Source organism: Halosolutus amylolyticus, from assembly GCF_023566055.1.
GTDB lineage: Archaea > Halobacteriota > Halobacteria > Halobacteriales > Natrialbaceae > Halosolutus > Halosolutus amylolyticus.
Map to the genome: position 1 here is coordinate 752,754 of NZ_JALIQP010000002.1, position 23,366 is coordinate 776,119.

General features: G+C 66.9%; 23 protein-coding genes. 16 read left to right on the forward strand and 7 right to left on the reverse strand.

The window, feature by feature from the left end; all coding sequences use genetic code 11:
- Nucleotides 1-128: 128 nt before the first annotated feature.
- Nucleotides 129-707 carry a carboxymuconolactone decarboxylase family protein gene (locus tag MUN73_RS10120; RefSeq protein ID WP_250140344.1) on the reverse strand — a complete coding sequence of 193 codons (579 nt, stop codon included), beginning with the start codon at nt 705-707 and terminating at the stop codon, nt 129-131.
- 294 nt (nt 708-1,001) lie between these two features.
- On the opposite strand from MUN73_RS10120, the gene MUN73_RS10125 reads away from it, so the two are divergent.
- The 4 genes from MUN73_RS10125 to trpB all read left to right on the forward strand — a co-directional run bounded on the left by MUN73_RS10125 (nt 1,002) and on the right by trpB (nt 5,129).
- Nucleotides 1,002-2,687, forward strand: a complete 1,686-nt coding sequence (locus tag MUN73_RS10125; protein WP_250140345.1) for an NADH-quinone oxidoreductase subunit D — start codon at nt 1,002-1,004, stop codon at nt 2,685-2,687.
- A 104-nt stretch (nt 2,688-2,791) separates the two neighbouring features.
- Nucleotides 2,792-2,932, forward strand: coding sequence for a hypothetical protein (locus MUN73_RS10130; protein ID WP_250140346.1), 141 nt, complete (start codon nt 2,792-2,794; stop codon nt 2,930-2,932).
- Between the two features lie 4 nt (nt 2,933-2,936).
- Nucleotides 2,937-3,920: a YeiH family protein gene (locus tag MUN73_RS10135; protein ID WP_250140347.1), complete on the forward strand. Its 984-nt coding sequence runs from the start codon at nt 2,937-2,939 to the stop codon at nt 3,918-3,920.
- A gap of 57 nt (nt 3,921-3,977) precedes the next feature.
- Nucleotides 3,978-5,129, forward strand: coding sequence for a tryptophan synthase subunit beta (gene trpB, locus MUN73_RS10140; protein ID WP_250140348.1), 1,152 nt, complete (start codon nt 3,978-3,980; stop codon nt 5,127-5,129).
- On the opposite strand, the gene MUN73_RS10145 is transcribed toward trpB, so the two are convergent.
- A complete protein-coding gene (locus MUN73_RS10145) occupies nt 5,126-5,536 on the reverse strand; it encodes an HIT family protein (RefSeq protein WP_250140349.1) in 411 nt (136 codons plus the stop codon). The two genes, trpB and MUN73_RS10145, sit on opposite strands and share 4 nt — an antisense overlap.
- Before the next feature lie 162 nt (nt 5,537-5,698).
- On the opposite strand from MUN73_RS10145, the gene fabG reads away from it, so the two are divergent.
- Nucleotides 5,699-6,472: a 3-oxoacyl-ACP reductase FabG gene (gene fabG / locus MUN73_RS10150; protein WP_250140350.1), complete on the forward strand. Its 774-nt coding sequence runs from the start codon at nt 5,699-5,701 to the stop codon at nt 6,470-6,472.
- Nucleotides 6,473-6,529: 57 nt separating this feature from the next.
- Here fabG and MUN73_RS10155 read toward each other — a convergent pair whose 3' ends face one another.
- Nucleotides 6,530-7,591 (reverse strand): glycosyltransferase family 4 protein, encoded by a 1,062-nt coding sequence (locus tag MUN73_RS10155; protein WP_250140351.1) that lies wholly within the window; start codon nt 7,589-7,591, stop codon nt 6,530-6,532.
- A 163-nt stretch (nt 7,592-7,754) separates the two neighbouring features.
- Nucleotides 7,755-8,312: a hypothetical protein gene (locus MUN73_RS10160; RefSeq protein WP_250140352.1), complete on the reverse strand. Its 558-nt coding sequence runs from the start codon at nt 8,310-8,312 to the stop codon at nt 7,755-7,757.
- Nucleotides 8,313-8,605: 293 nt separating this feature from the next.
- On the opposite strand from MUN73_RS10160, the gene MUN73_RS10165 reads away from it, so the two are divergent.
- From MUN73_RS10165 to MUN73_RS10175, 3 genes are all read left to right on the forward strand, one after another.
- Nucleotides 8,606-10,438, forward strand: a complete 1,833-nt coding sequence (locus MUN73_RS10165) for a S9 family peptidase (RefSeq protein WP_250140353.1) — start codon at nt 8,606-8,608, stop codon at nt 10,436-10,438.
- An 83-nt stretch (nt 10,439-10,521) separates the two neighbouring features.
- Entirely contained in the window at nt 10,522-11,466 is a 945-nt protein-coding gene (locus MUN73_RS10170; RefSeq protein WP_250140354.1) for an ABC transporter ATP-binding protein, read from the forward strand.
- Nucleotides 11,463-12,299, forward strand: a complete 837-nt coding sequence (locus MUN73_RS10175) for an ABC transporter permease subunit (protein WP_250140355.1) — start codon at nt 11,463-11,465, stop codon at nt 12,297-12,299. The genes MUN73_RS10170 and MUN73_RS10175 overlap by 4 nt, the downstream gene beginning before the upstream one ends.
- Nucleotides 12,300-12,350: 51 nt before the next feature.
- On the opposite strand, the gene MUN73_RS10180 is transcribed toward MUN73_RS10175, so the two are convergent.
- Nucleotides 12,351-13,412 (reverse strand): NAD(P)-dependent glycerol-1-phosphate dehydrogenase, encoded by a 1,062-nt coding sequence (locus MUN73_RS10180; RefSeq protein WP_250140356.1) that lies wholly within the window; start codon nt 13,410-13,412, stop codon nt 12,351-12,353.
- A 140-nt stretch (nt 13,413-13,552) separates the two neighbouring features.
- Here MUN73_RS10180 and MUN73_RS10185 point away from each other — a divergent pair, with 140 nt between their 5' ends.
- Nucleotides 13,553-14,647: a M48 family metalloprotease gene (locus MUN73_RS10185; RefSeq protein ID WP_250140357.1), complete on the forward strand. Its 1,095-nt coding sequence runs from the start codon at nt 13,553-13,555 to the stop codon at nt 14,645-14,647.
- Here the strand turns inward: MUN73_RS10185 and MUN73_RS10190 are convergent.
- Nucleotides 14,633-15,622 (reverse strand): NAD-dependent epimerase/dehydratase family protein, encoded by a 990-nt coding sequence (locus tag MUN73_RS10190; protein ID WP_250140358.1) that lies wholly within the window; start codon nt 15,620-15,622, stop codon nt 14,633-14,635. The genes MUN73_RS10185 and MUN73_RS10190 overlap by 15 nt on opposite strands.
- Nucleotides 15,623-15,757: 135 nt before the next feature.
- Here MUN73_RS10190 and MUN73_RS10195 point away from each other — a divergent pair, with 135 nt between their 5' ends.
- Nucleotides 15,758-16,765: an RAD55 family ATPase gene (locus tag MUN73_RS10195; RefSeq protein ID WP_250140359.1), complete on the forward strand. Its 1,008-nt coding sequence runs from the start codon at nt 15,758-15,760 to the stop codon at nt 16,763-16,765.
- A 74-nt stretch (nt 16,766-16,839) separates the two neighbouring features.
- On the opposite strand, the gene MUN73_RS10200 is transcribed toward MUN73_RS10195, so the two are convergent.
- Nucleotides 16,840-18,225, reverse strand: coding sequence for a hypothetical protein (locus tag MUN73_RS10200; protein WP_250140360.1), 1,386 nt, complete (start codon nt 18,223-18,225; stop codon nt 16,840-16,842).
- Here MUN73_RS10200 and MUN73_RS10205 point away from each other — a divergent pair.
- The 6 genes from MUN73_RS10205 (at nt 18,202) to MUN73_RS10230 (ending at nt 23,314) form a co-directional block, all read left to right on the forward strand.
- A complete protein-coding gene (locus MUN73_RS10205; protein WP_250140361.1) occupies nt 18,202-18,795 on the forward strand; it encodes a hypothetical protein in 594 nt (197 codons plus the stop codon). The two genes, MUN73_RS10200 and MUN73_RS10205, sit on opposite strands and share 24 nt — an antisense overlap.
- 79 nt (nt 18,796-18,874) lie before the next feature.
- Nucleotides 18,875-19,288, forward strand: a complete 414-nt coding sequence (locus MUN73_RS10210; protein ID WP_250140362.1) for a GIY-YIG nuclease family protein — start codon at nt 18,875-18,877, stop codon at nt 19,286-19,288.
- A gap of 76 nt (nt 19,289-19,364) precedes the next feature.
- Nucleotides 19,365-19,979, forward strand: coding sequence for a peroxidase-related enzyme (locus MUN73_RS10215; protein ID WP_250140363.1), 615 nt, complete (start codon nt 19,365-19,367; stop codon nt 19,977-19,979).
- A 527-nt stretch (nt 19,980-20,506) separates the two neighbouring features.
- Nucleotides 20,507-21,541: a metal ABC transporter substrate-binding protein gene (locus tag MUN73_RS10220; protein ID WP_250140364.1), complete on the forward strand. Its 1,035-nt coding sequence runs from the start codon at nt 20,507-20,509 to the stop codon at nt 21,539-21,541.
- A gap of 7 nt (nt 21,542-21,548) precedes the next feature.
- Nucleotides 21,549-22,331 carry a metal ABC transporter ATP-binding protein gene (locus tag MUN73_RS10225; protein ID WP_250140365.1) on the forward strand — a complete coding sequence of 261 codons (783 nt, stop codon included), beginning with the start codon at nt 21,549-21,551 and terminating at the stop codon, nt 22,329-22,331.
- A complete protein-coding gene (locus MUN73_RS10230; RefSeq protein WP_250140366.1) occupies nt 22,328-23,314 on the forward strand; it encodes a metal ABC transporter permease in 987 nt (328 codons plus the stop codon). Before MUN73_RS10225 ends, MUN73_RS10230 begins: the two co-directional genes overlap by 4 nt.
- The last annotated feature ends 52 nt before the right edge of the window (nt 23,315-23,366 follow it).

The window sequence follows — 23,366 nt, forward strand, 5'->3', positions numbered from 1 at the left end:
GTCGTCCGGCCGTCGGTCAGCTGGATCGACACTCCAACGGGTACGGGGACGGGCCAGGCGACCGGTTCTCGACCCAGGCCCCTCGGGTACTCGATCGCGCCGTCGAGTTCGGAAGCGCCGACCCGTTGCTACGTCTCTCGCTCGAGCGGATACTCGAGTCCGGTCGGGTACGGACTCGTTTCGGTGGTATCTAGCCGCAACGCGATACAGAACCTGTCGAGTCCGACCTCGAGGCCGGCGAACAGCAGGAGTTCGACGATCGCCTCGTCGCTGTATTCCTCGCGCAGTTCGGCGACGAATTCGTCGGGCATCTCCTGTGGATTCCGAGACATGTAGTCCGCCACGCGAACGGCGAGTTCCTCGCGCCGCGTGAGTTCGCTCGTATCGATTTGATCGGCGAACACCGCGTCTTCTTTCGGTTCGATCGCGTCCTTCACGTCCCAGGTACGAACGGTGCCGCAGTATGCACAGCCGTGGACCGCAGCGACCCGCAGTCGCATCAACTCCAGCGTCTCGGCGTCGATCGAATCGCTCCGCGGAAAGAGGCGGAACGTTCTGACGAGCCGCTTCAACAGTCGCGGTCGATGTGCGACGGCACCGAAGTACGCGGAATCCTTGTACCAGCCTCGTTCGCTCTCTCGGAGGATCTCGTTGACCGTCTCGTCGTCCGCGTCACCGGGTTCGATCGGTTCGATTCGGGAAGACATATGTCATGCTATGGTACTCGCTCACATAAAGTCCGATCTCGACACATACGTGACGGGGGGACCAGCGACGTCGGGGCGGTCACTGCAGTATCGCGGGTCGAGTACGACCGGCGAACGAATCACGAGTTCCGCCGCAATTGCGAGTCGGTGCCTCGACGGTGTCCACGAGTGACTGCTCGAAACCGATCGAATCCCGTGACTGTCAGTCCGATCCCCCAAAACCCTCATTCCCGTGTCGAGTGTACGTGAGAGAAACACACGCTAGCGTCCGCAACGGCGTCCCTGGAGTCCCCCATGAGTGAACCAGAACAGCGCGAGCGCGAGCGCATCGACCCCGAGTACGACCACCTGCGAGACGAGCAGGTCGACGAGGCCGAACTCGAGGCGCTGCTCGACAAGTACGCGATCGGCCGGGACGACCACGAGAACGCGCCGGCGTTCGTGATCCGCCCGGACGACGTTCAGGCGGTCCTGGCGCTGTTGCGAGACAAGGCCGGATTCGATCACCTCTCGTGTCTCACCCCACAGGAGTACGAGGACCGCTACGAGTCGATCTATCACCTGACGAAGTACGACCAGCGGACCCACGAGGTGACGCTGATCGCGCAGGTGCCGAAAGACGATCCGGTCTGTCAGACCGCCGAAACCGTCTTCAGGACGGCCGACTGGCACGAGCGCGAGGCGTTCGACCTCGTCGGGATCGAGTACGAGGGCCATCCCGACCTCCGCCGGATTCTCCTGCCCGAATCGTGGCAGGGCCACCCGCTCGCGCTCGAGTACGACCAGGAGAAACCGCAGGTCGTCCGGTTCGGGGAGCACGCGAACCCGCTGGAACCGGACCGGAGGCTGTCCGAGTCGGACACGATGCTCCTCAACATCGGGCCACACCACCCCGCGACCCACGGGGTGCTCCACCTCAAGACGATCCTCGACGGCGAGACCGTCGCCGACGTCGATCCCGACGTGGGCTATCTCCACCGCTGTGAGGAGCAGATGTGCCAGAACGGCCAGTACCGCCACCAGATCATCCCCTACTCGAACCGGTGGGACTACACCGCGAACCTCCCCAACGAGTGGGCGGTCGCCCGCGCGATCGAGGACCTCGCGGACATCGAGGTGCCCGAGTACGCCCAGGTCCTGCGCACGATGGCGACCGAGTTCGGCCGGATGCTCGGGCACTTCCTCGCGCTCGGTACCTTCGCGCTCGACGTCTACGGCGACTTCACTGCCATCTTCCAGTACGCCTTCCGCGATCGGGAGGTCGTCCAGGACATCCTGGAGGACCTGACCGGCCAGCGGATGATGTTCTACTACTTCCGACTGGGTGGGGTCGCGTGGGACCTGCCCCGACCGCGCGACGAGTTCGTCGAGAAGTGCCGGGATTTCCTCGACGAACTACCCGCAAAAGTAGACGAGTACAACGCCTTGCTCACCGGGAACGAGATCTTCCAGATCCGGTGCGTCGACACCGGCATCTTAGAACCCGAGGTGGCCAAAGACTACGGCTGTACGGGTCCCGTCGCCCGCGGATCGGGAATCGACTACGACCTGCGCCGCGACGACCCCTACGGCTACTATCCAAACCTCGACTGGGACGTCGTCACCCTCGACGGCTGTGACAACTACTCGCGGGTGCTCGTCCGGATGCGGGAAGTCGAGGAGTCCGCGAAGATCATCGAGCAGTGTCTCGACCTGCTGGAGGACTGGCCCGAGGACGAGCGAACCGTCCAGAGCAACGTCCCCCGAACCCTGAAGCCGGACGCCGGTACCGAGACCTATCGCGCGGTCGAATCCGCGAAGGGTGAACTCGGGATCTACGTCCGATCGGACGGCTCGAACTCGCCCGCGCGGTTCAAGATCCGGAGCCCGTGTTTCCACAACCTCTCCGCCCTCCCCGAGATGGCCGAAGGGGAGTACGTCGCCGACCTGATCGCCTCGCTCGGCAGTCTCGACATCGTGCTCGGCAGCGTCGATCGATAACGTGACGGCGCGCCCCGTTTTTCGGTCGTCCTAACGGTAAATATGGCCGCCATCTGTGACGGAATCGCCAAGGATTAAGGTCGGCAGACCGGACCATCGATCAGATGTCGATCGAGCCGCTGGCCGAAGGCGCGGCCGCCGTCCGGTCCGCCTGGACGGCCCTCGAACGGGACTGGCGAAGCGTCGTCGTCGGCGCAGTGATCGTCGCGGTCGTCCAGGTGCTGAACCTCGGGATCCCGTGGTAAACGGATGAGTGCGCGCCGATTGCTTCCGGGACTGTTCGCCCTCTGTATCGGTGCGATCGCGGCCCGAGCGATCGCGCTGGCCGGCGGTCCCAATCACCTCCTCGTCGCGATCGCGCTGGGCTTCGTCCTCGAGAACGCCGTCGGCGTTCCGGAGCGACTCGAACCGGGGATCGAGACCCACAAGCTCTGGCTCGGGGCCGGGATCGTCCTGATGGGCGCGTCGCTGTCGCTCGGGACGGTGCTCGACGTCGGCGGACTCGTCCTCCTCGTCGTGATCGGCGTCGCCGGCGTCACGCTCGTCGTCGTCGAGACCCTCGCGCGAAACGTCTTCGGGGTCGCCGATCGGCTCGGGTCGCTGCTCGCGGCCGGGGCCAGCATCTGCGGCGTCTCGGCCGTCGTCGCGGTGGCCGGCTCGATCGACGCCCGGGAGGACCAGATCGCCTACGCGGCCGCGACCGTCCTGCTGTTCGACGCGGTGACGCTCGTCGTCTACCCGATCGTCGGCGACCTGCTCGACCTCTCCGGGATCGTCTTCGGGGTCTGGGCCGGCGTCAGCATGTTCTCGACGGGCCCGGTCGTCGCGGTCGGGGTCGCCCACTCCGAGGTCGCCGGCCAGTGGGCGACGATGACGAAACTCGCGCGAAACGCCCTGATCGGGGTCGTCGTGCTCGGCTACGCGAGCTACTACGCCCGATCCGGGACCGGCGATCGCCCCTCCCTCCGGACGCTCTGGAGCGAGTTCCCGAAGTTCGTGGTCGGCTTTCTCGCGCTCGCGGCCCTCGCGAGCGCTGGCGCGTTCTCGGCCGCCCAGCAGGCGTCGATCGAGAACGCCTACAACTGGCTGTTCCTGCTCGCGTTCGTCGGCCTCGGGACGGAGATCCGACTCGCCGAACTCCGCACCACCGGCACGACGCCCGTCGTCGTCGTCCTGGTCTCGTTGCTCGTCGTCAGCACGCTCTCGCTTGCGGTGCTGACGGTCCTGTTTTGAACCCCGATCGCAGTCCAGATGGGAGCACCTAATACCGTCGAGCAAGAGTCGGCGGGTATGTCCAACGGAGAGTTCGAGGGGTACGGCGGGAGACACGTTCCGGAACCGCTCGAGGAACCGCTCGAGCAACTCGCTGCCGCCTACGACGAGGTCGCGACGACCGACGCGTTCCAGTCCGACTTTCGCGACCTGCTCGAATCGTTCGCCGGTCGACCGACGCCGCTGTACCACGCGAGCAACCTGAGCGATCGGTACGGGGCCGACATCTACCTCAAGCGCGAGGACCTGCTCCACGGCGGCGCGCACAAGATCAACAACTGTCTCGGCCAGGCCCTCCTCGCCAAGCGGGCGGGACGCGATCGGCTGATCGCCGAGACGGGGGCCGGTCAGCACGGCGTCGCGACCGCGATGGTCGGCGCCCTGCTGGGCCTCGAGACGGAGATCTACATGGGCAAGAAGGACGTCGAGCGCCAGGAGATGAACGTCTTCCGAATGCGCCTGATGGGCGCCGAGGTCAACGAGGTCACCCGCGGGGACGAGGGGCTGGCCGACGCCGTCGACGCGGCGCTGGAGGACTTCGCCGAGAACGTCGACGACACCCACTACCTCGTCGGGAGCGTCGTCGGTCCCGACCCCTTCCCGCGCATGGTCCGGGACTTCCAGAGCGTCATCGGCGAGGAAGCCCGCGAGCAGTTCCGGGAGCGCACGGGTGGGCTCCCCGACGCGGCCGTCGCCTGCGTCGGCGGCGGGTCGAACGCGATCGGCCTCTTTCACGCCTTCCGGGACGACGACGTCGCGTTCTACGGCGCGGAGGGCGGCGGCGAGGGTGCGGAGTCGAGCAGGCACGCCGCCCCGCTCGCGAAGGGGTCCGACGACGTGCTCCACGGGATGAAGACGCGCGTGATCAACGAAGACGTCGACGTCCACTCCGTCTCGGCCGGCCTCGACTACCCCGGCGTCGGCCCCGAACACGCCATGTTCCGCGCCGTCGGCCGCTGCGAGTACACGGGCGTCACCGACGACGAGGCGCTGGCGGCGTTCCGTGAACTCAGCGAGACCGAGGGGATCATTCCCGCACTGGAATCGAGTCACGCGATCGCGCGGGCGATCGAACTCGCCGAGGCCGGCGAGCACGAGACGATCCTCGTGAACCTCTCCGGGCGCGGCGACAAGGACATGGAGACCGCGGCCGCGAAGTTCGATCTCTAAACCGCGTCCCGCAGTCGCGACGCGAGTCGATCGCCATCCGCGTCGTCGAGCCGATCCCTGACCAGGGAGATGGTGACGCCGTCGTCCACGAACCGGGGGACGAGGTGGACGTGGGCGTGCTCGACCGTTCCGACGATCGAGCCCGTGGTGTAGAACACGCTGATCCCGATCGGATCGAGCATGTCGTCGATCGCCGTCCAGAGCCGCCGGACGGTCCGGAAGACGGCCCCGACGGTCCGCTCGTCCATCTCGAACAGTTCCGACCCGTGTGTTTTCGGCACGACCAGCGTGTGGCCCGTCGTAACCGGTCGCTGGTCGAGAAACGCGAGCACGCGATCGTCGTCGAAAACACGCACGGCAGCGTCCTCCCCCGCGACGATCCGGCAGAAATCACAGTCGTCTTGCATGTTCGTCTCCCTGTTACGAGCCGATCGTAATAGCTGTCCCGCACGATCTAACCGGGCACCGATCACCGATTGCGAGCCGTCCGCACCCGAGCGCCCCGAAACCGCCGAGTGCCAGCGGGTGATACGATTAAGTCCCGACCGGTGGAGTCTCGACCCGGAACGATGACTGTCGAAGATCGAATCGCGATCGTCACTGGCGGCGCCAGCGGAATCGGGGCGGGAATCGCGGACGTGCTGTCGACGGCCGGCGCGACGGTCGTCCTGGCCGACGTCGACGAGGCAGAGGCCGAACGCGTCGCGGACGACCTGCCGGGCGAAGCGATAGGCGTCGAGGCCGACGTAACCGAACCCGCCGAGACGGCGGCGCTCGCGGAGACCGTCGTCGACGAGTACGGTCGGATCGACGTGCTCTGTGCCAACGCCGGGATCTTTCCGTCCGCCACCCTCGAGGAACTCTCGGTCGAGGACTGGGACCGGGTCTTCGACGTGAACGCGAAGGGTGTGTTCCTGTCCGTGCGCGCGTGTCTGCCGCACATGCGCGAGCAAGACTACGGTCGGATCGTGATCACGTCCTCCATCACCGGGCCGCTGGTCGGCTATCCCGGCTGGACCCACTACGCCGCGACCAAGGCCGGCGTCCTCGGGTTCATGCGAACCGCCGCACTCGAGGTCGCCGCCTCGGACATCACGATCAACGCCGTCCTCCCCGGGAACATCGCGACGGGCGGACTGGACGACCTCGGCGAGGAGTACCTCGAGAAGATGCGCAACTCGATCCCGAAGGGGAAACTCGGGACGCCCGAGGACGTCGGCCACGCGGTCGCGTACCTGGCGTCCGAGGACGCCAGCTACGTCACCGGCACCTCGATCGTCGTCGACGGCGGCCAGACCCTCCCGGAGTCACAGCTCGCGATCGAGGAGATCGAGGGCGCGTAGATCGGGCCACTGCCGGGTTCGCTCCCTGTCGGATCGCCACGGCGATCGCCGCCCCCGTCAAAAGACGCCCCGATCGTCCTGCAGCGCCCGATACCGCTCCAGGTACCGATCGGCGACGGCGTCGCCGTCGTACTCGGCGAACGTCTCGTCGACGTCGCGGTGTTCGAGCTCGCCCGCCGAAAGAATCGCGTCGGCGAGTTCGTCCTCGCTCGTGGTGCGAAAGCCGCGATCCCAGCCCTCGACGAGTTCGTGGGCGCTGGAGTCGGCGTGGTACTCGACGATCCCGACGCAACCGGCCGCCAGCGCCCACAACATCTCCGTCGGGAAGACGCAGTGTTCGGCCGTCTGCGCAAAGACGTGGGCCCCGCGGTAGGCCGCGATCCGCTCGTCGAGCGAGAGCGCGCCGGCGAACGTGATCCGATCGTCGATCCGGAGGTCGCTCGCGAGTCGTTCGTACCGCTCACGTTCCGGTCCGTCGCCGACGACGGTCGCCTCCCAGTCCCGGTCGCGAAGCTCCGCGAGCGCCAGCAGGAGGCTCTCGAGGTTGGCACCGTCGTCGAGTCGGCGGGCGTAGATCACGTCCACGCGCTCGTCCGGCTCGACCGCTCGAATGCGTTCCAGATCGATCGGGTTCGGGATCCGCTCGACGAGGTCGCCGTCGGCCCCGCGCTCCCGGACCCACGTTCCGACGAGTTCGGACGGAGTGACGATCCAGTCCGGGCGGCCGGCCGCCAGCCGCGTCGCTCGATCGTCCGCGACGCCGCCGTCGCCGTACCACTCGACGAGTAGCGGAACGCGGGCCATCGTCGCTCCCAGGCTGGCCGCGAGGACCTGTCCCGACGGCTGTGCGCTCGCGTGGACGACGTCCGGCCGCGCGGCCGCGAGGACGAACGGCAGCCGCAACAGGAACGAGGCCCTCGCCTCCGGCCCGACCGACACGCCGTGATAGGTGACGTCGTCGCGCTCGAGGCGACCCTGCTCGCCGTCCCAGAACTGGGTACAGAACACGTGCACGTCGTGGTCGTTCGCCGCGAGCAGGTCGACGATCGACTGGAACCGCTGGTTCGTCTCGGTATCGCGGTGGTGAACCGTCTCGTACGAGACGAACGCGATGCGCATATGCCGTCGGCACGTAGTGCGGGGATAAAAAGTCACTTCTTTCGTTCAGTTCGGCGATTTCCGATCGCGGGACGCGTCGGTTCCCCTGCGATATCGCGATCGAGAAGTGTGGAGAGCGGCCCGCACCCTCGAAACGGGCCCGTACCGCGTGTTCGCGATCGAGTCAGTTCTCTTCGAATCCGGTAACGAGATCCTCGAGGTACGACCCGATCCATTCGAGCACGCCATCGTCCTGGCCGTCGTCACCGGCTTCGTCGGCCGGATCGGGGTCGTCTTCGTCGGTCTCGGCCTCGTCAGCGGGGCGGTCGTCGGCGTCGTCCACGTCGGCCGACTCGGTGTCGTCCGACTCGCCGTCATCGCTGTCGTCCGTATCGCTATCGTCAACCGCATCACCGTCCTCCCCGTCGTCCTCGTCGGTATCGGCTTCATCGCCGTCGTCCGAGCCGTCCGCGTCAGTACCGTCGCTCGCCGGTCCGTCTCCCGACGGGCCCTCGGTCGAGGCGTTGTCGTCGCGTTGCGCGTCCTCCTGATCGGCCGCCGGTTCGGAGTCGATATCGGTCGGTCCTGGTCCCCCGTCGGTGGGGGAGGAATCGCCGGCCACGAACGCCGGTGCGACGACCGCGACGACCGCCGCGAACGCGGCGAGCACGATCAGCATCGTCAGGAGAACCGTGCGAAGCGAAACGTCGTCCGTGTCGTATTCGGTCCCACCGTCTGTCATCGATACCGTCTAGGCCGTCCGATCCGCTTTGTTACGCACGACGATCGGTACCGCGCCGATCGGCAGCGGGACGGGGGCGGCCACCGGCGGGTGCGTTCGAAAACCGATCGACTGCGCGGGGAACGGATACCCAACAGCCGCTGTACGAACGGGTTACGCGTTTTCACGGGCCCTGCCCGTCATCGAATTCGGATACTGGTCACGGTCGCGAGCGCGAGCCACACGTGACGATCGGAGTCGAGGGGACGGCCACAACACAAACCACTACAGGATCGGCTCCGTACGATCCCCCCATGCCGACCTACGACATCGAACGCTATCTCAACGTCCGGAGCGCGTACGGCGCGTCGTTCGGGCCCGACGGCGATCGGCTCTCGTTCCTGATGGACACGACGGGGACGCCGCAGGTCTGGACGCTCACCGGCCCCCGCGAGTGGCCCGAACAGCGCACCTTCTACGACGAGCGGGTGACCTTCGCCTCGTGGTCGCCCGAGCGCCCCGAACTGATCTTCGGGATGGACGAGGGCGGCAACGAACGCGCCCAGCTGTTCCGGCTCGACGCCGAGACGGGCGCGATCGAGAACCTGACCGCGATGCCCGACGCCAAACACCGCTGGGGCGGCTGGAGTCACGACGGCGATCGGTTCGCGTTCGCCTCGAACCGACGCGACGAGTCCGTCTTCGACGTCTACGTCCAGGGCCGGGACGAGACGGGCGACGAGGCGACCCTCGTCCACGAGGGCGACGGCTGGCTCTCGCTGGCGGGGTGGAGCCCGGACGACTCCCGATTGCTGGTCTCGCAGGCCTACTCCAACTTCGACCAGGACCTGTACGTGCTCGATCTCGAGACGGAGGAACTCGAGCACCTCACCCCCCACGAGGGCGACGTCCGCTACGGGAGCGCGAGCTGGGCTCCCGACGGCGAGGGGATCTACCTCGTCACCGACGAGGGCGATGCGGACACGCTCTACCTGGCCTACCTGGATCTGGAGACCGGCGATCTGGAGAGCATCGTGGAGGGCGAGGGATGGAACGTCGACGGCATCGCGCTGGACGACGAGACCGGCCGGTTCGTCTACTCGCGGAACGTCGAGGGCTACACCGACCTCACCGTCGGCGAGTTCGACGCCGACGATCCGACGGCGTTCGAGACCGTCTCCGAACCCGATCTGCCGGGCGGCGTCGCCGGCGGCGTGAGTTTCGGTCCCGACGCGGAACGGTTCGCGCTCTCGACCTCCGGTGACAGGGTCAACACGAACGTCTTCGTCGTGGAATTCGCGACCGGCGAGACGGAACGGTGGACGGACGCCCCGACCGCGGGCATTCCGCGGGAGACGTTCGACGACTCCGATCTCGTCCACGTCGAGAGTTTCGACCAGTTGGAGGTGCCCGGCTTCCTGACCCTGCCGAACGAGGCGGACGACACCGGGGCCAGCGACGGCGACGGCGTCCCGGTCATCGTCGACATCCACGGCGGCCCCGAGAGCCAGCGCCGGCCGTCGTTCTCGAGCGTCAAACAGTACTTCCTCGATCGGGGGTACGCCTACTTCGAGCCGAACGTGCGCGGCTCGGCGGGGTACGGCGCAGACTACGCGGCACTCGACGACGTCGAGAAGCGGATGGACTCGGTCGCCGACATCAGGGCCTGCGTCGAGTGGCTCCAGGACCACCCGGCCGTCGACCCCGATCGGATCGCCGCCAAGGGCGGCTCCTACGGCGGCTTCATGGTGCTGGCCGCGCTGACCGAGTACCCCGACCTCTGGGCGGCCGGGATCGACGTCGTCGGCATCGCCAACTTCGTCACGTTTCTCGAGAACACCGGCGACTGGCGCCGCGAGTTGCGAGAAGCGGAGTACGGGAGCCTCGCGGAGGACCGCGAGTTCCTCGAAGAGATCTCGCCGATCAACAACGTCGAGGAGATCGAGGCACCGCTGTTCGTCCTCCACGGCGAGAACGATCCCCGCGTCCCGGTCGGCGAGGCCGAACAGATCGTCGAGAAAGTCGCCGACCACGGCGTCCCGGTCCGGAAGCTGATCTTCGAGGACGAGGGCCACGGCTTCTCGAAGCTCGAGAACCGCATCGAGGCCTACTCGGCCATCGCGGAGTTCCTCGACGAACACGTCTAGCGACCCCGAAAAAGTCTCCGTGCGGATATTCACACTCGGAAACTGCTGAGAAAACTTACAAGTTACGGGGCGGGAGGGGGCGTATGGCTGCGATCGAAACGACCGGCCTGACGAAACGGTTCGGCGAGGACGTCCTTGCCGTCTCCGACCTCGACCTCACCGTCGAGGAGGGAGAGATATTCGGCTTCCTGGGCCCGAACGGGGCCGGAAAGTCGACGACGATCAACCTGCTCCTCGATTTCGTCCGGCCGACGTCGGGAACGGCGACGGTGCTCGGACACGACGCCCAGGAGGAGACCGAACGGATTCGCGAGCGGATCGGCGTCCTCCCCGAAGGTGCGACCGTCTACGACCGACTCTCCGCGCGGGAACACCTCGAGTGGGTCGTCGACACCAAGGGGGCCGACGACGACCCCGACGACCTGCTCGATCGCGTCGGCTTGCTCGAGGACGCCGATCGGACGGCCGGCGGCTACTCGAAGGGAATGCGCCAGCGAATGGGACTGGGGATGGCTCTCGTCGGCGACCCCGACCTGTTGATCCTGGACGAACCGTCGTCCGGACTGGACCCGACCGGGATCCAAGACATGCGCGAACTCCTCCGCGAGGAGGCCTCGAGCGGGACCACCGTGTTCTTCTCGAGTCACATCCTCTCCGAGGTCGAGGCGGTCTGTGACCGCGTCGGCATCATGAACGGGGGCGAACTCGTCGCGCTGGACTCGATCGAGAACCTCCGGGACGACGCCGCCGGCGCGGCCACGATCGACGTCGAACTCGCGTCGATGCCGACCGGCCTCGACGTCGCGTCGATCGAGGGGGTTCGGGAGGCGACCGTCGAAGACGGCGTCGTCTCCGCGGTCTGTGTCGACGCGAGCGTGAAGGTCGACGTGGTGCGCCACCTCGACGAACGCGCGACCGTCACCGACATCCTCTCGGCGGACACCTCCCTCGAGCACCTGTTCAACCAGTACACCGGCGAGTCGTCCGGGACCGGCGACGAACCCGCCGCACAGGAGGTGATCGCATGAGCGCCGTCTCGATCGCGAAGCGGGACTTCCTCGACGTGCGGCGTGCGAAACTCGTCTGGGCGCCCGCCGTGCTCTACGTCGTCTTCATGCTCCTGTTCTTCTGGGGCCAGAGCAACAGGGCCGAGCCGGACTTTTACATGGTGCTGTTCAACCTGGCCGGCCTCGGCGGCGCGCTCGTGATCCCGCTGGTCGCGCTGGTCGCGGCCTACCTCTCGATCGCGGGCGAACGCGAGTCGGGAAGCATCAAGTACCAGCTGAGCCTCCCCGTCTCCCGTACCGACGTGGTGCTTGGGAAACTGCTCGCTCGAGCAGGGGTCGTGAGCGTCGCACTCCTGCTCTCGTTCGGCGTCGGTATCGTCGCCGCCTGGCTCCTGGTCCCGGAGATGACGATCGAGTACGGCCACTACGCGGCCTTCGTCGGGCTGACGCTCCTGTACGCGCTGGCGTACGTCGCCGTCGCCGTCGGCATCTCGGCGGCGACCGCGAGCCGATCGCGGGCAATGGGCAGCGCCATCGGCTTCTTCTTCGTGTTCAATCTCGCCTGGAACTTCCTGCCGGTCGGCCCGACCGCCATGATCCGGTTCGTCTTCGATCGGTTCGGGATCGAGTACACCGACGACCTCCTGCAATTGATCTTCAGCCTCAGTCCGACCGGTGCCTACCTCAACGGGATGGAACTGGTCTTCCCGAACGACATCGGGCCGATCCAGGCGACTGCCAGTAGCGACCCGTTCTACCTCCAGGGCTGGTTCATGCTCGTCATCCTGGCGGGCTGGATCGTCCTGCCGCTCGCCCTCGGCCGCTGGCAGTTCGGGCGGGCGGATCTCGGGTAGCCCCGCCGCCGATCGCGGTCGTCTCCCGGCGCTCGCCTCCGACCTCCGTCTTCAGCCGATGACGCCCGTCTTCGTCGCGACTTCGCGTGCGGCCCGCTCGTTCATCCCGTCGCCGAGGATCGTGTACCGATCGCGGATCTCGTGGCAGGTCGTCAGCGCCTCGATCACCGTCTCGTCGTCGATCCCGAGTTCGGCGGCCGTCGTCGGCGCGTCGATACTCGAGAGGGCGTCCCGGATGTTCCGCCAGAAGCCGCGATCGCCGCCGTGCAGGTAGGCTGTCATGATCGAGCCGACGCCGACCTGGTGGCCGTGTAGCGCCGCTCCGGGGGCGAGCCGATCGAGCTGGTGAGAGAACAGGTGTTCGGCGCCGCTGGCCGGCCGCGAGGAGCCGGCGATGCTCATCGCGACGCCCGAGGAGACGAGCGCCTTGGTGACGATCCAGGACGACTCCTCGAGTCCGGGACGGACGAGGTCGGCGTTGTCCACGAGGATCTCTGCGGTCATCTCGGAGAGCGCCGCGGCGTACTCGGAGTATTCGACGTCCTTGAGCCGCTTTGCGAGCCGCCAGTCCATCACCGCGGTGTAGTTGGAGATGATGTCCGCACAGCCCGCGGTCGTCAGTTCCCACGGCGCTTCGGCCAGGATTTCGGTATCCGCGACGACCGCCAGCGGCGGTTCGGCGGCGACGCTGTGGCGCGTATCGCCGTCGGGGACCGAGCCGCGATTGCTGACGATCCCGTCGTGGCTGGCCGCCGTCGGAACGGAGAGAAAGCCCATCGAGAGGTGATCGCTCGCCATCTTCGCGATGTCGATCGCCTTCCCGCCGCCGATGCCGACGAGGTAGGCGGCGTCCTCGGCTTCGGCGGCCTCGATCACGCGCTCGACGGCGTCGAACGTCGCTTTCTCAATCGTCACGATCGCTGGCTCGATCCCGGCCGCCACGAAGTCGTCGGCGATCGGGTCGGCCGCGACCTCCCGGGGCGTCGGACTGGTCACGAACAGGGGCCGGCCCTGCAGGTGGAGGTCGTCGACGACGTCGACGGCGTCGTCGATGACGCCGTGGCCGACGACGACGTTTCGCGGCAGGCGAATCCACGTCGACTTCTCGAACATACGTCGTTCCACGCAGTGGAGCACATAAAACCGTTCTCGTCGATCCGAGCGTCCGAGATGGAGTCCGGGACCAGTTCGCGATCGACGTTCGGTACAGTGAAGGCGGGACGGTCGCTACTTTCGAGCAGGATTCGAACGATATGTTCGCTGTAGTCACGCGCTGGCTCGGACTGCTCGTCGTCGGCTACGCGGCGGGCCGACTGTACGGCGTCTACTCGGTTCGGCGCGACGACGGGAGCGACGACCGATCGTACGGGACGTACCGGCTCCTCGCCGTCGTCGGCATCACGACCCTGCTCGTCCTCGCGTTCTCCGGGCTGGTCGACGCGACCGAGACGGCGCTCGCGGCCGTCCACCCTGTACTGACCGGCGGCCTCGCCGAACCGCTCGCCTGGGTGCCGACTGCGGCCGGGACGATCGTCGCGGTTCTCGTCGCGTATCTCGGCGTCTTTCCGTACGCCCGAGCGCGGCGCGACGTCGATATCGGTGCCGCGACGGCGACCGCCCGTCTCGCCAGGTACCTCGCGGCGATCGCGATCTTCTGCCTGGCCGCCCTCGCGCCCGTCACCGCGCTCCTCGGCGCGTCGGAGCCGAGTCCGTGGCTGACTCCCGTCCTGTTCGCCGGCCTCGTCGTCGGCGTCTACGCCTGGACGCAGTACAGCGTGGTACTCTCGCAGGAGATTTCCGAACCGACCGGCGAACAGCGGCGGCGACTCGAGACCACGGCCGATCGGGCCGACCTGACGGCGACGATCGCCGGCGTGTTTCCGGGCGAAGAAACCGAAACGGCGCGACTCTACCTGCAGGGCCCGTTCTGGAATCGGCGGCTGTACGCCGCCGACTACGCGATCGACGCCCTCGACGACGACGAACTGACGGCGCTGTGTGCGCGGGCGGCCGCCGCCGACGACCGCCGACTCGTCGAGCGTCGATCGATCGTCGTGGCCGTCCTCCTCGGGCTGTTCCTGACCCTCGTCGTCTGGACGTCGGTGCTCGTCGCACTCGCCGGCCTCCTCGTGGCCTGGCCGCTTCTCTCCCGGCACCTCCAGCGGTGCGAGTTCGCCGCCGATCGCGAGGCGGCCCGTGCGGTCGGAGCCGACACCCTCGCGAGCGCGTACGAGACGACGACGGACCCGACCGACGGCCGCGGACGACTCCACGAACAGCTCGCGTCGACGCCGGCGACGGCGCGACGACTCGATCGACTCCGGAACTCCCGATCAGAACGTGTCTAGAATACCCAGCACGCGCTCCTCGGCCTCCCGATCGGGCCCGTGTTCGCGCCCGGTCCGATCGCTCTCGAGGTGGGCCGCGACCGATCGGGCCATGGCCTCCTCGAGCGGGGTCGATTCCCAGCCGAGGGCGGCGAGTTTCGCGGTCGAGAGGACGTGCGGGTACTCCCGGTAGAGGACGTAGTCGTCGACGGCGATGTCGCCGGCCGCGAGTTCGCGGGGGCCGGCGGTGACGACCTCGGCGTCGGTGTCTAACTGCGCCGCGATCAGGTCTACCATCTCCTCGAGCGTGACGAGGCGCCGATCGCCGACGTTGTACGCCTCGCCGGCCTCGCCGCGCTCGGCGACGAGTCGCATCGCGGACGCGACGTCCTCGACGTAGGCCCGGTGCCAGATATTCGTCCCGTCGCCGGGCACCACGATACGGTCGAACCGGTTCACGCGATCGATCCAGAAGTCCAGTCGCTCGGTGTAGTCGTGGGGGCCGTAGACGATGCAGGGGCGGACGGACATCGCGTTCACGCCGCGTTCCGCGGCGGCGAAGACGGCCCGATCGCCCTCGGCCTTGCGAGCGCCGTAGGTCTCGTTCGAGTCGTCGATCGCCTGCTCGGGCGTACACGGTTCGAGCGGCGTTTCGCCTTCGCGCTTGGGAATCTCCTCGCGGCCGTAGGCCGCCCCGCTCGAGATGTAGACGTAGGCCTCGCAGTCCGCGAAGATCCGGGTCGCCGCCTGCACGTCCTTCGGATAGTAGGCGACGCAGTCGAAGACGGCGTCCGGGTCGACGGTCTCGGCGGCGGCCTCGAGCGACGAGTCGTTCGTCCGATCGCCCTCGACGTGGCTGGCCCGATCGTCGTCGGCGAAGGGATCGTCGTGGTTGCCACGGTTGAAGATCGTCACGTCGTAGCCGTGTGCGAGCAGGTCGTCCACGAGGTGGCGGCCGATGAAGCGCGTGCCGCCGATGACGAGTGCGGTGTCCATGTCCGATCGTGGTCGCTGGTCGGGAAAACGATGGCGAAGCCGACTTCCGTTCCGGCCGGGGTCCGTTCGCCACGCCGAACAGTCAGGGCAGTCACGAAAGGGAACTATTTCGCCGACCGTCGTAGCACCGGCGTCATGAGCGAGCACCTGCGGACCGGGGGGACACCCCAGTATCCGCTCCAGTGCGATCACTGTCACTACCCGATCCCGGGCGAACCGAAAGAGCGCGGTGACGGCCACTACTGCTCCGGGAGCTGTCGCGAGGCCGCCGACGGCGAGTCGACCATGCCCGACCCCGACGCCTACAAACGCGTCGTGACCGGGATCGAACCGCTCGATTCGCTCGTACCGAACGGGATCCCGGCGGACTCGTTTCTCCTCCTCTCCGGTGACGAGGGCACCCGCCGGAGCGAACTCCTGACCGAACTCGTCTGGCGCGCGATCGAACGGGGCGAACCCGCGGTCCTCGTCTCCTTCGCCGATCCGCCGACGGCGACCCTCGAGCGGTTCTTCGGGAACGGCTGGAACGTCCTCCCCGCGCTCGAGACCGATCGGCTCCGGATCGTCGACTGCTTCACCCATCGGCTCTCGGACCGCGAGGCGTTCCTCGAGAGCCGCAACGAGTGGCAGACGTTCGTGGGCGAGGCCGCGGCGGACTCGATCGTCACCGTCGAGGAACCGGACGACGGGCCGGCGGTGGCCGACGCGTTGCACGAGGCGCTGGACGCACTCGAGATGACCGAAACGGGGCTGGTGACGATCGACTCGCTGGACGAACTCGGCCGATTGCTCCAGCGGGATCGGGTCCACGACTTCGTAACGGAGGTTCGCGGAACGATCTGTACGCCCCGGTACGTGCCGATCGTCGCGGGGGCGACGACCGCCGGAAGCGACAAGTATCCGGAGGATGAGTACGTCTTCGACGGGATCGTCGACCTGCGACTGACGGACCAGTTCACGCCCGAGACGCGACTCAAGCAACTCGGGGTGCGCAAACTGATCGGGACGCAGTTCCTGCCGCAGTGGATCACCTACGAGTACGAACCGGCCCGGGGCCTGTTCGCGTTCGGCTCCTCGACGGACGCGCGAGAGGTGTACGACTACGACTTCGGGAACGGACCTCGCGCCGTCGACCGCCGGTGAGACGGGGCCGCGAACCCGTCACACGGAGGCCCGATCGGCGGTCGAACGGCTGCAAGCGAACGCGCGCCGTGCTTTTATTCGCCTGATAGGCGAATCACCGCCTGCAAAACGAACGTAGCGACGGCCATCAGCGCGGCATCCGGGCGAGACGCCACTCTACACCAATCATGAACGACCGATACGACGACGACCGGCGACGGCGGGACCGACGAACCGACCGACAGCACGAGGGCGATCGGTATCGCGGCGACGATCGCGGCCGGAATCGAAGCGGGGACGATCGCGGCCGGAATCGAAGCGGGGACGATCGCGGCTGGCTCCACGGACTGTTCAGCCGCGGCGAGGGCGAGAAACGGGGACGCGGCGATCGGGGGGGACAGCACGAGACCGAAGACCGACGGCCGACGGACACGCCCTACGGCGAACCCGGCTGGGGCCAGAGCCCCCGGGCGCAGGGCGACCGCGACAGAGGTCAGCGGCGTCGCCAGGAAGGCCACCAGGGCCGCCAGGAGCGGGATACCGGCTGGCGACGGGAGGACCAGTCCGAGGGCCGCAGCCAGCGTGAAACGCCACGCGAGGGCGACCGCGGCCGCAGTCGACACGACCGTCAGGAGCAGTACGGAGCCCAGGAAAACGAGGGGTTCGAAACCGACGCGATCGAAGAAGGAACGCTCGAGTACGGCGGAGAGGCGCGCCGCGAACGGCACCAGCAGGGTTCGCACGAAATCGAAGGAGCCGGCGGGCAACAGTACGGTGCCGAGAGACGGGGCGAGTATCGCCGTGAAGAGTACGGCCGCGGGGGACAACGGCGCGGTCAGCCAGACCGCGGGGGACAACGGCGCGGTCAGCCAGACCGCGGGGGACAACGGCGCGGTCAGCAGGACCGCGGAGGACAACAGTACGAACAGCGCGGTCGCAGACCGGAACGGCACGAACAGTACGATCGTGGGCAGCGAAACCGGCAACGCGGCGGACAGCAACGGGCCCGCGACCAGCGGCGCCAGCGTGGCGAGCGCGGTCGACAGGGTCGACAGCGGATGGATCGCGGTGACCAGCGACGTGGTCGTGGGGACCGCCGCGATCGGAGCCAGCACGATCACGAAATGCACCAGCGCCAGGGGCGACAGGAACAGCAGCGAGGCCGCGATCGAGGCGGCGGTCGCGACCAGCGTCGAGGTGGCGGCCGTGATCGGCGGACAGAAGGTCGCGGCGGCGAGGAGCGAGCGAGCTTCCACACTGACGCGATCGGCGAATCGGACCTCCAGTACGGCGGGGAAGCACGCCGCGAAGGCCGCCAGCAGGGCCAGCGAAGGCCCGAACCTCAGGGAGAGCGTCGGCGCGATCAACGGAGCCCCGAGGGGAGCCAGCGCGGTCGACAGGGCCGCGGGGAGTACGGACGCGAGGAGCAACAGTACGGCCAGCAGGGTCGACAGCAGATGGGCCGCGGGGACCGCCAGCACCAGCGCTCACCACGGGGAGGTCAGCAGGACCAGCCAGCGGGCGGCCAGCACGGCGGACGGGACCACCACGGGGAGCGCGGCCAGCGTGATCGGCGCGATCGGGAACGGCAGGGTCCCGAGAAGCGCTGGCACGAGGAACGCGACACCCACCAGCACCGATCGGGCCAGCCCCAGGGCGGGCGACACCAGCGGAGCCAGGGCTTCCGCGGGCGACAAGAGCAGGGCCAGACTGGGCAGGGGAGTCGACACGAGTCCCGGCGAAGCGACCGCGGCCAGGACGAACCGCAGCGCGACGTCCGCAGTCAGGACGAGCTCCGTCGTGGAACCGGCGAGACGTCTCGGGACCCGCAACGAGCGACGGATCGGACCGGCGGCGGCCTCGAGTACGAACCCGACCGGCCGCGCGACGAATCCGGTAGCTGGACCGCGGAGCGATCAACCGACGATCGGGACCGGGATCAGCGACGAGAACGCGACTCACGGACGGACGAGGACGAGAGCAACCGGCGCCACGTCCACGAGCAGGATCCGACCGACGAGAGCCGACGCGATCGGGGCGAATCCGAGTGAGGAGCCACGCCGATCGATCCACACCCGAACGCGTCCCGAAATCGAGCCCGTTTTTGTCCGTCTCGTTCACACTCCCGGTATGGGCGGCACGTACGTGCTCGTGATCGACGTTCCGGAGCCGATCGAGATCGACGTCGGCGCGCTCGGTACCCACGAATTCGAGGCCGGCGCGTACGCCTACGTCGGTACCGCGTTCGGACCCGGCGGCTTCGCCCGCGTCGATCGGCATCGCGAACTCGCTCGCGGCGAGCGGGACGTCCGCCACTGGCACGTCGACTACCTGCTCGGCCACCCCGAGACGGGACTCGAGACCGCGATCACGTTCCCCGACGCCGATCGAGAATGCGAGCTAGCCGATCGGCTGCCGGGCGATCGGATCACGGGATTCGGGGCCTCGGACTGTGACTGTCCGGCCCATTTGCTGGCCGCGCCCGACGCCGAGGCAGTCCGCGAGGCGGCGACGGCCGACGGCGGTAGGCTCGCGGACGAATGACGCTGTCGACCGATACCTCGTGTGTTCGGGGAGATCGGCACCGCGAATTATGGCGATCGACTGTGAACCTGTAGCCATGGCCGACCCAGACCAGGACGCCGAGGCCGAACCGCAACCGGAACTCGACGACGACGCCATGCACCGGTTCCCAGTTCCCGACTTCGAGGACCTTCCCGACGATCTCCGGGAGCGGATCGTCGAGGAGACCGATCGGGCGGGATTCACGCCGAACGTGTTCTCGGCGATGGCGTACAGGCCGTCGCACTTCCGGGCGTTCTTCGACTACCACGACGCGCTCGTCGAGGACACCGCCCTGGAGCGCGAGGAGATCGAGATGATCGTCGTCGCGGTCTCCGGCGTCAACCACTGTTACTACTGCAACGTCGCCCACGGCGCGCTCGTCCGGATCTACGCGGACGACCCGCAACTCGCCGATCAACTCGTCGCGAACTACCGGACCGCGGATATCAACGACGCCCACCGGACGATGTTAGACGTGGCCGTGAAACTCACCGAGCGCCCGACGGAGATCGAGGAGAGCGATCTCGAGGCGCTCCGCGAGGCCGGGTTCAGCGAGGAAGCGCTCTGGGACGTCGCGTCCGTCGCGGCGTTCTACAACCTGAGCAACCGGCTGGCGATGTTCGCCGACATGCGCCCGAACGACGAGTTCCACACGCTCGGCAGGGAGTAACCGACTGCCACTGTCGGTTGGGACGAGTGCACGAACTCTCATCCGCTGGTACTGTTTCTCGAGAGAATAACTCGATGATTGAGGTTTTCTCATCGAGACAGTAATCCAACACAGACGACAGGGTTAGATAAGGCTAAATATTAAGTTAGTATAGAGAAAATACATGGATGAGGTGATCAGACAACGAAACCGAACCAACGACGTTGACGGGTACCGGGTCGGATCGTGCCAGGAAAGTCCCGGTAAACAGCGGAAGCCGGTCTGTGGTTACGGTTCTTCGCCGTGTTTGCGTGGTCAGTCACCGTAACTGTCAGCCGGCATTGAGCTCCTGTATCCGCGTATCTCTCCGCTGTTTTCGAACGGAAGCTATCTGGTTTTGCGTTGCGTTCAATACAGTCGTTGGATAGTGCCAAGAGGCAAAAGTTCGAACACGTTCCGTTGTCTCTACCGCCAAGCGCTGATTTAGATGCGACTAATCTATTAAGTAGATAGCAATAATTATATGTGTTGCCACATTAGTTCCCTCCATGACGAACGATCTCCCTTCCCGCGACGATCGCTGGTCGCGTCGACGCGTCGTATCGGCAGTTGGGGGTACCGCAGTTGCCGGACTGGCTGGCTGTATCGGGAGCGGCGACGAGGACGACAGTAACGACGGGCCCGTCGCCGTTGCATCCTTCTTTACGTTCTATGATTTTGCGAGGCAGATCGCTGCGAAGACGCCCGTTTCGGTCGAGAACCTCGTTCCGACGGGGATGCACGGCCACGGCTGGGAACCGGATCCATCGATCCAGCGAGATATCACCGACGCGGACGCGTTCCTCCACGTCGGCCCCGACTTCCAGCCGTGGGCCGATCGAGCGATCGACACCGTCGGAGCCGAGGCCCAGGAGACGCACCTGATCAACGTCCGCGAGGGAGTCGAACTGATCGACCTTGCCGACAGCCTCGACGACGACGAGGCGGTCGGGGACGCAAAGGACCCCCACTTCTGGCTCGATCCCGAGCTGGCGATGACGTCGGTCGACAACATCGCCGACGGACTGGCCGAAATCGCGCCGGATCACGAGGAGACGTTTACCGAACACGCCGCCGAAGTCAAGTCGGAGCTCGAGACACTCGACGAGGAGTGGCAGGCGCTCTTCGATGCGACCGAGCGTGACGTCCTCTTTTTGGCCGCACACAACGCGTTCGCGTACGTGGCCGAGCGCTACGACGTAACGATCGAACCGCTCGTCGTCAACCTCGCGGCCAACGACGACGTGCGCCCTACAGATATGCAACGCGCACAGGAGACGATCGCGGAAAACGACATCCAGCATATCGGTGCCGCTGTCTTCGAACCGATTCGACCTGCTCAACAGCTACTCGAGCAGACGGACGTCGAGGCGTACTATCCGGTGACGCCGTACGCCGGGACGGCCGAATCGTGGGCTGAGCGCGGTTGGGGCTACTTCGACATCGCACGCAACGTCAACATGCCGACGTTCCGTCTGCTCGCAGGCGCCGCCTCGCCTGACGAAGTAACCTTCGAGGACTACGGTCGGAACTTCGAGCCGTGAGACACTCATGACACAACCCCAATCCAACGTCCGTAGCGATCGTGCCGACCCCATCGTCGACGTCGAGGACGTCTCGTTCGGCTACACGGCGAGTCCGGTCGTCGAGGACATCTCGCTCACCGTCGAGCGCGGCGAGTACGTCGGGATGATCGGTCCCAACGGCTCCGGAAAGAGTACGTTGTTGCAACTGATACTCGGGCTGCACGAGCCCGACGAGGGCCAGGTCGAACTGCTCGGCCACCCCGCGCGTGCGTTCGCCGAGCGCGAGAAGGTCGGCTACGTCGCTCAGGACGTCACCGAGAACACCAAGCGAATGCCGATCACCGTCGCGGAAGTCGTCCTGATGGGCCGATTCCCCCACGTGGGCTTCGGCCGCGTCACCAGCGACGACCGCGATCGGGCTCGGCAGGCGCTTCGAACCGTCGGCATCGACCACCTCGCCGATCGGAAGATCACGCAGCTGTCCGGCGGCCAGCGCCAGCGCGCGTACATCGCCCGCGCACTCGCCGGCGAGGCCGAACTGCTCGTGCTCGACGAGCCGACGGTCGGCGTCGACGCGGAGTCCGTCGACGCCTTCTTCGACCTGCTCACGGACCTCAACGACGACGGGATGACTATCCTGCTGGTCGAACACGATATCGGGGCCGTCCTCGAGCACACCTCGCGCGTGATCTGTCTCAACCGCGAGGTGTACTTCGACGGCTCCCCCGCCGCGTTCGCCGACAGCGACGCGCTCGATCGCGCCTACGGGACGAACGTTCGACGTGATGACGGGGTGGTGGTATCGTGACTGGGTCAGCCGCCGTGGTTGCGATCACGAGCGTTCCCTACGACGCACTCGACTGGTTGATCCAGCGCTGGAGCGACGAACTCAGAGAGATCGGTGCGGAACTCGGCATCGAGATGCTCGAGTACACGTTCATGCACCACGCGTTTCTCGTCGGTGCACTCATCGCCGTCATGGCCCCGCTGATCGGGACCTTCCTGGTGCACCGACAGCTGGCACTCATCGGCGACGCCCTCGCTCACACCGCGTTCGCTGGCGTCGCGGTCGGCCTGTTCGTCAACGCGACGTTCGGGACCGGCATCTCGCCGTACGTCACGGCCGTCGTCGTGGCGATGATCGCCGCACTCGCGATCGAACTGATCTCGGAGGTCACGGACGCCTACAACGACGTCTCGATGGCGATCGTCCTCTCGACCGGGTTCGCACTCGGGGCCGTGCTGATCAGCCTCAACACCGGTGGCCTCGCGGTCGGGATCAACCAGTACCTGTTCGGCAACCTCGCGACGGTGTCCCGGGAGAACGCGATCATCCTGGTCGTCCTCTTCGTCGTCGTCTCGCTCGTCGTCACGCTGACGTACAAACAGCTCCTGTACGTGACCTTCGACGAGACCGCCGCCCGGGTCGCCGGACTCAACGTGCCCTGGTACAATCGACTCGTGGCGATGCTCACCGCGATGGTCGTCGTCGGGGCGATGCAGATCATGGGCGTCATCCTCGTCGCCGCGATGCTCGTCGTCCCGGTCGCCAGTGCCGCACAGTTCGCGCGCGGCTTCAGGGAGGCGCTGCTGGCGTCGGTCGTCCTGGCACAGCTTGCAGTCCTCGTCGGCATCACCCTCTCCTACCAGTACGAGACGACGGCCGGCGGGACGATCGTTCTCGTCGCCGTCGGAATCTACATCGGAACCATCCTGCTCGGGAAGGTACAGTCCCGCCGGGCCGACGTCGAGGAGACGCAGCCGATCCCGGACGAGCAGACGGCGGACTAATCGTCTGGCTTCGGAACGACGGAGCGGGCAGAGATCACACCGATCGGACTGC

Excerpts from the sequence above, each read along its gene's own strand:
- MUN73_RS10195 (WP_250140359.1), top strand. The coding sequence starts at position 15,758 with ATGAGCGAGCACCTGCGGACCGGGGGGACACCCCAGTATCCGCTCCAG.
- MUN73_RS10130 (WP_250140346.1), top strand. The coding sequence starts at position 2,792 with ATGTCGATCGAGCCGCTGGCCGAAGGCGCGGCCGCCGTCCGGTCCGCC.
- MUN73_RS10120 (WP_250140344.1), bottom strand. The coding sequence starts at position 707 with ATGTCTTCCCGAATCGAACCGATCGAACCCGGTGACGCGGACGACGAG.
- MUN73_RS10190 (WP_250140358.1), bottom strand. The coding sequence starts at position 15,622 with ATGGACACCGCACTCGTCATCGGCGGCACGCGCTTCATCGGCCGCCAC.
- MUN73_RS10225 (WP_250140365.1), top strand. The coding sequence starts at position 21,549 with ATGACACAACCCCAATCCAACGTCCGTAGCGATCGTGCCGACCCCATC.
- MUN73_RS10180 (WP_250140356.1), bottom strand. The coding sequence starts at position 13,412 with ATGTTCGAGAAGTCGACGTGGATTCGCCTGCCGCGAAACGTCGTCGTC.
- MUN73_RS10185 (WP_250140357.1), top strand. The coding sequence starts at position 13,553 with ATGTTCGCTGTAGTCACGCGCTGGCTCGGACTGCTCGTCGTCGGCTAC.
- MUN73_RS10175 (WP_250140355.1), top strand. The coding sequence starts at position 11,463 with ATGAGCGCCGTCTCGATCGCGAAGCGGGACTTCCTCGACGTGCGGCGT.
- MUN73_RS10125 (WP_250140345.1), top strand. The coding sequence starts at position 1,002 with ATGAGTGAACCAGAACAGCGCGAGCGCGAGCGCATCGACCCCGAGTAC.
- MUN73_RS10220 (WP_250140364.1), top strand. The coding sequence starts at position 20,507 with ATGACGAACGATCTCCCTTCCCGCGACGATCGCTGGTCGCGTCGACGC.
- fabG (WP_250140350.1), top strand. The coding sequence starts at position 5,699 with ATGACTGTCGAAGATCGAATCGCGATCGTCACTGGCGGCGCCAGCGGA.
- MUN73_RS10170 (WP_250140354.1), top strand. The coding sequence starts at position 10,522 with ATGGCTGCGATCGAAACGACCGGCCTGACGAAACGGTTCGGCGAGGAC.
- MUN73_RS10165 (WP_250140353.1), top strand. The coding sequence starts at position 8,606 with ATGCCGACCTACGACATCGAACGCTATCTCAACGTCCGGAGCGCGTAC.
- trpB (WP_250140348.1), top strand. The coding sequence starts at position 3,978 with ATGTCCAACGGAGAGTTCGAGGGGTACGGCGGGAGACACGTTCCGGAA.
- MUN73_RS10135 (WP_250140347.1), top strand. The coding sequence starts at position 2,937 with ATGAGTGCGCGCCGATTGCTTCCGGGACTGTTCGCCCTCTGTATCGGT.
- MUN73_RS10155 (WP_250140351.1), bottom strand. The coding sequence starts at position 7,591 with ATGCGCATCGCGTTCGTCTCGTACGAGACGGTTCACCACCGCGATACC.
- MUN73_RS10205 (WP_250140361.1), top strand. The coding sequence starts at position 18,202 with ATGGGCCGCGGGGACCGCCAGCACCAGCGCTCACCACGGGGAGGTCAG.
- MUN73_RS10160 (WP_250140352.1), bottom strand. The coding sequence starts at position 8,312 with ATGACAGACGGTGGGACCGAATACGACACGGACGACGTTTCGCTTCGC.
- MUN73_RS10210 (WP_250140362.1), top strand. The coding sequence starts at position 18,875 with ATGGGCGGCACGTACGTGCTCGTGATCGACGTTCCGGAGCCGATCGAG.
- MUN73_RS10145 (WP_250140349.1), bottom strand. The coding sequence starts at position 5,536 with ATGCAAGACGACTGTGATTTCTGCCGGATCGTCGCGGGGGAGGACGCT.
- MUN73_RS10215 (WP_250140363.1), top strand. The coding sequence starts at position 19,365 with ATGGCCGACCCAGACCAGGACGCCGAGGCCGAACCGCAACCGGAACTC.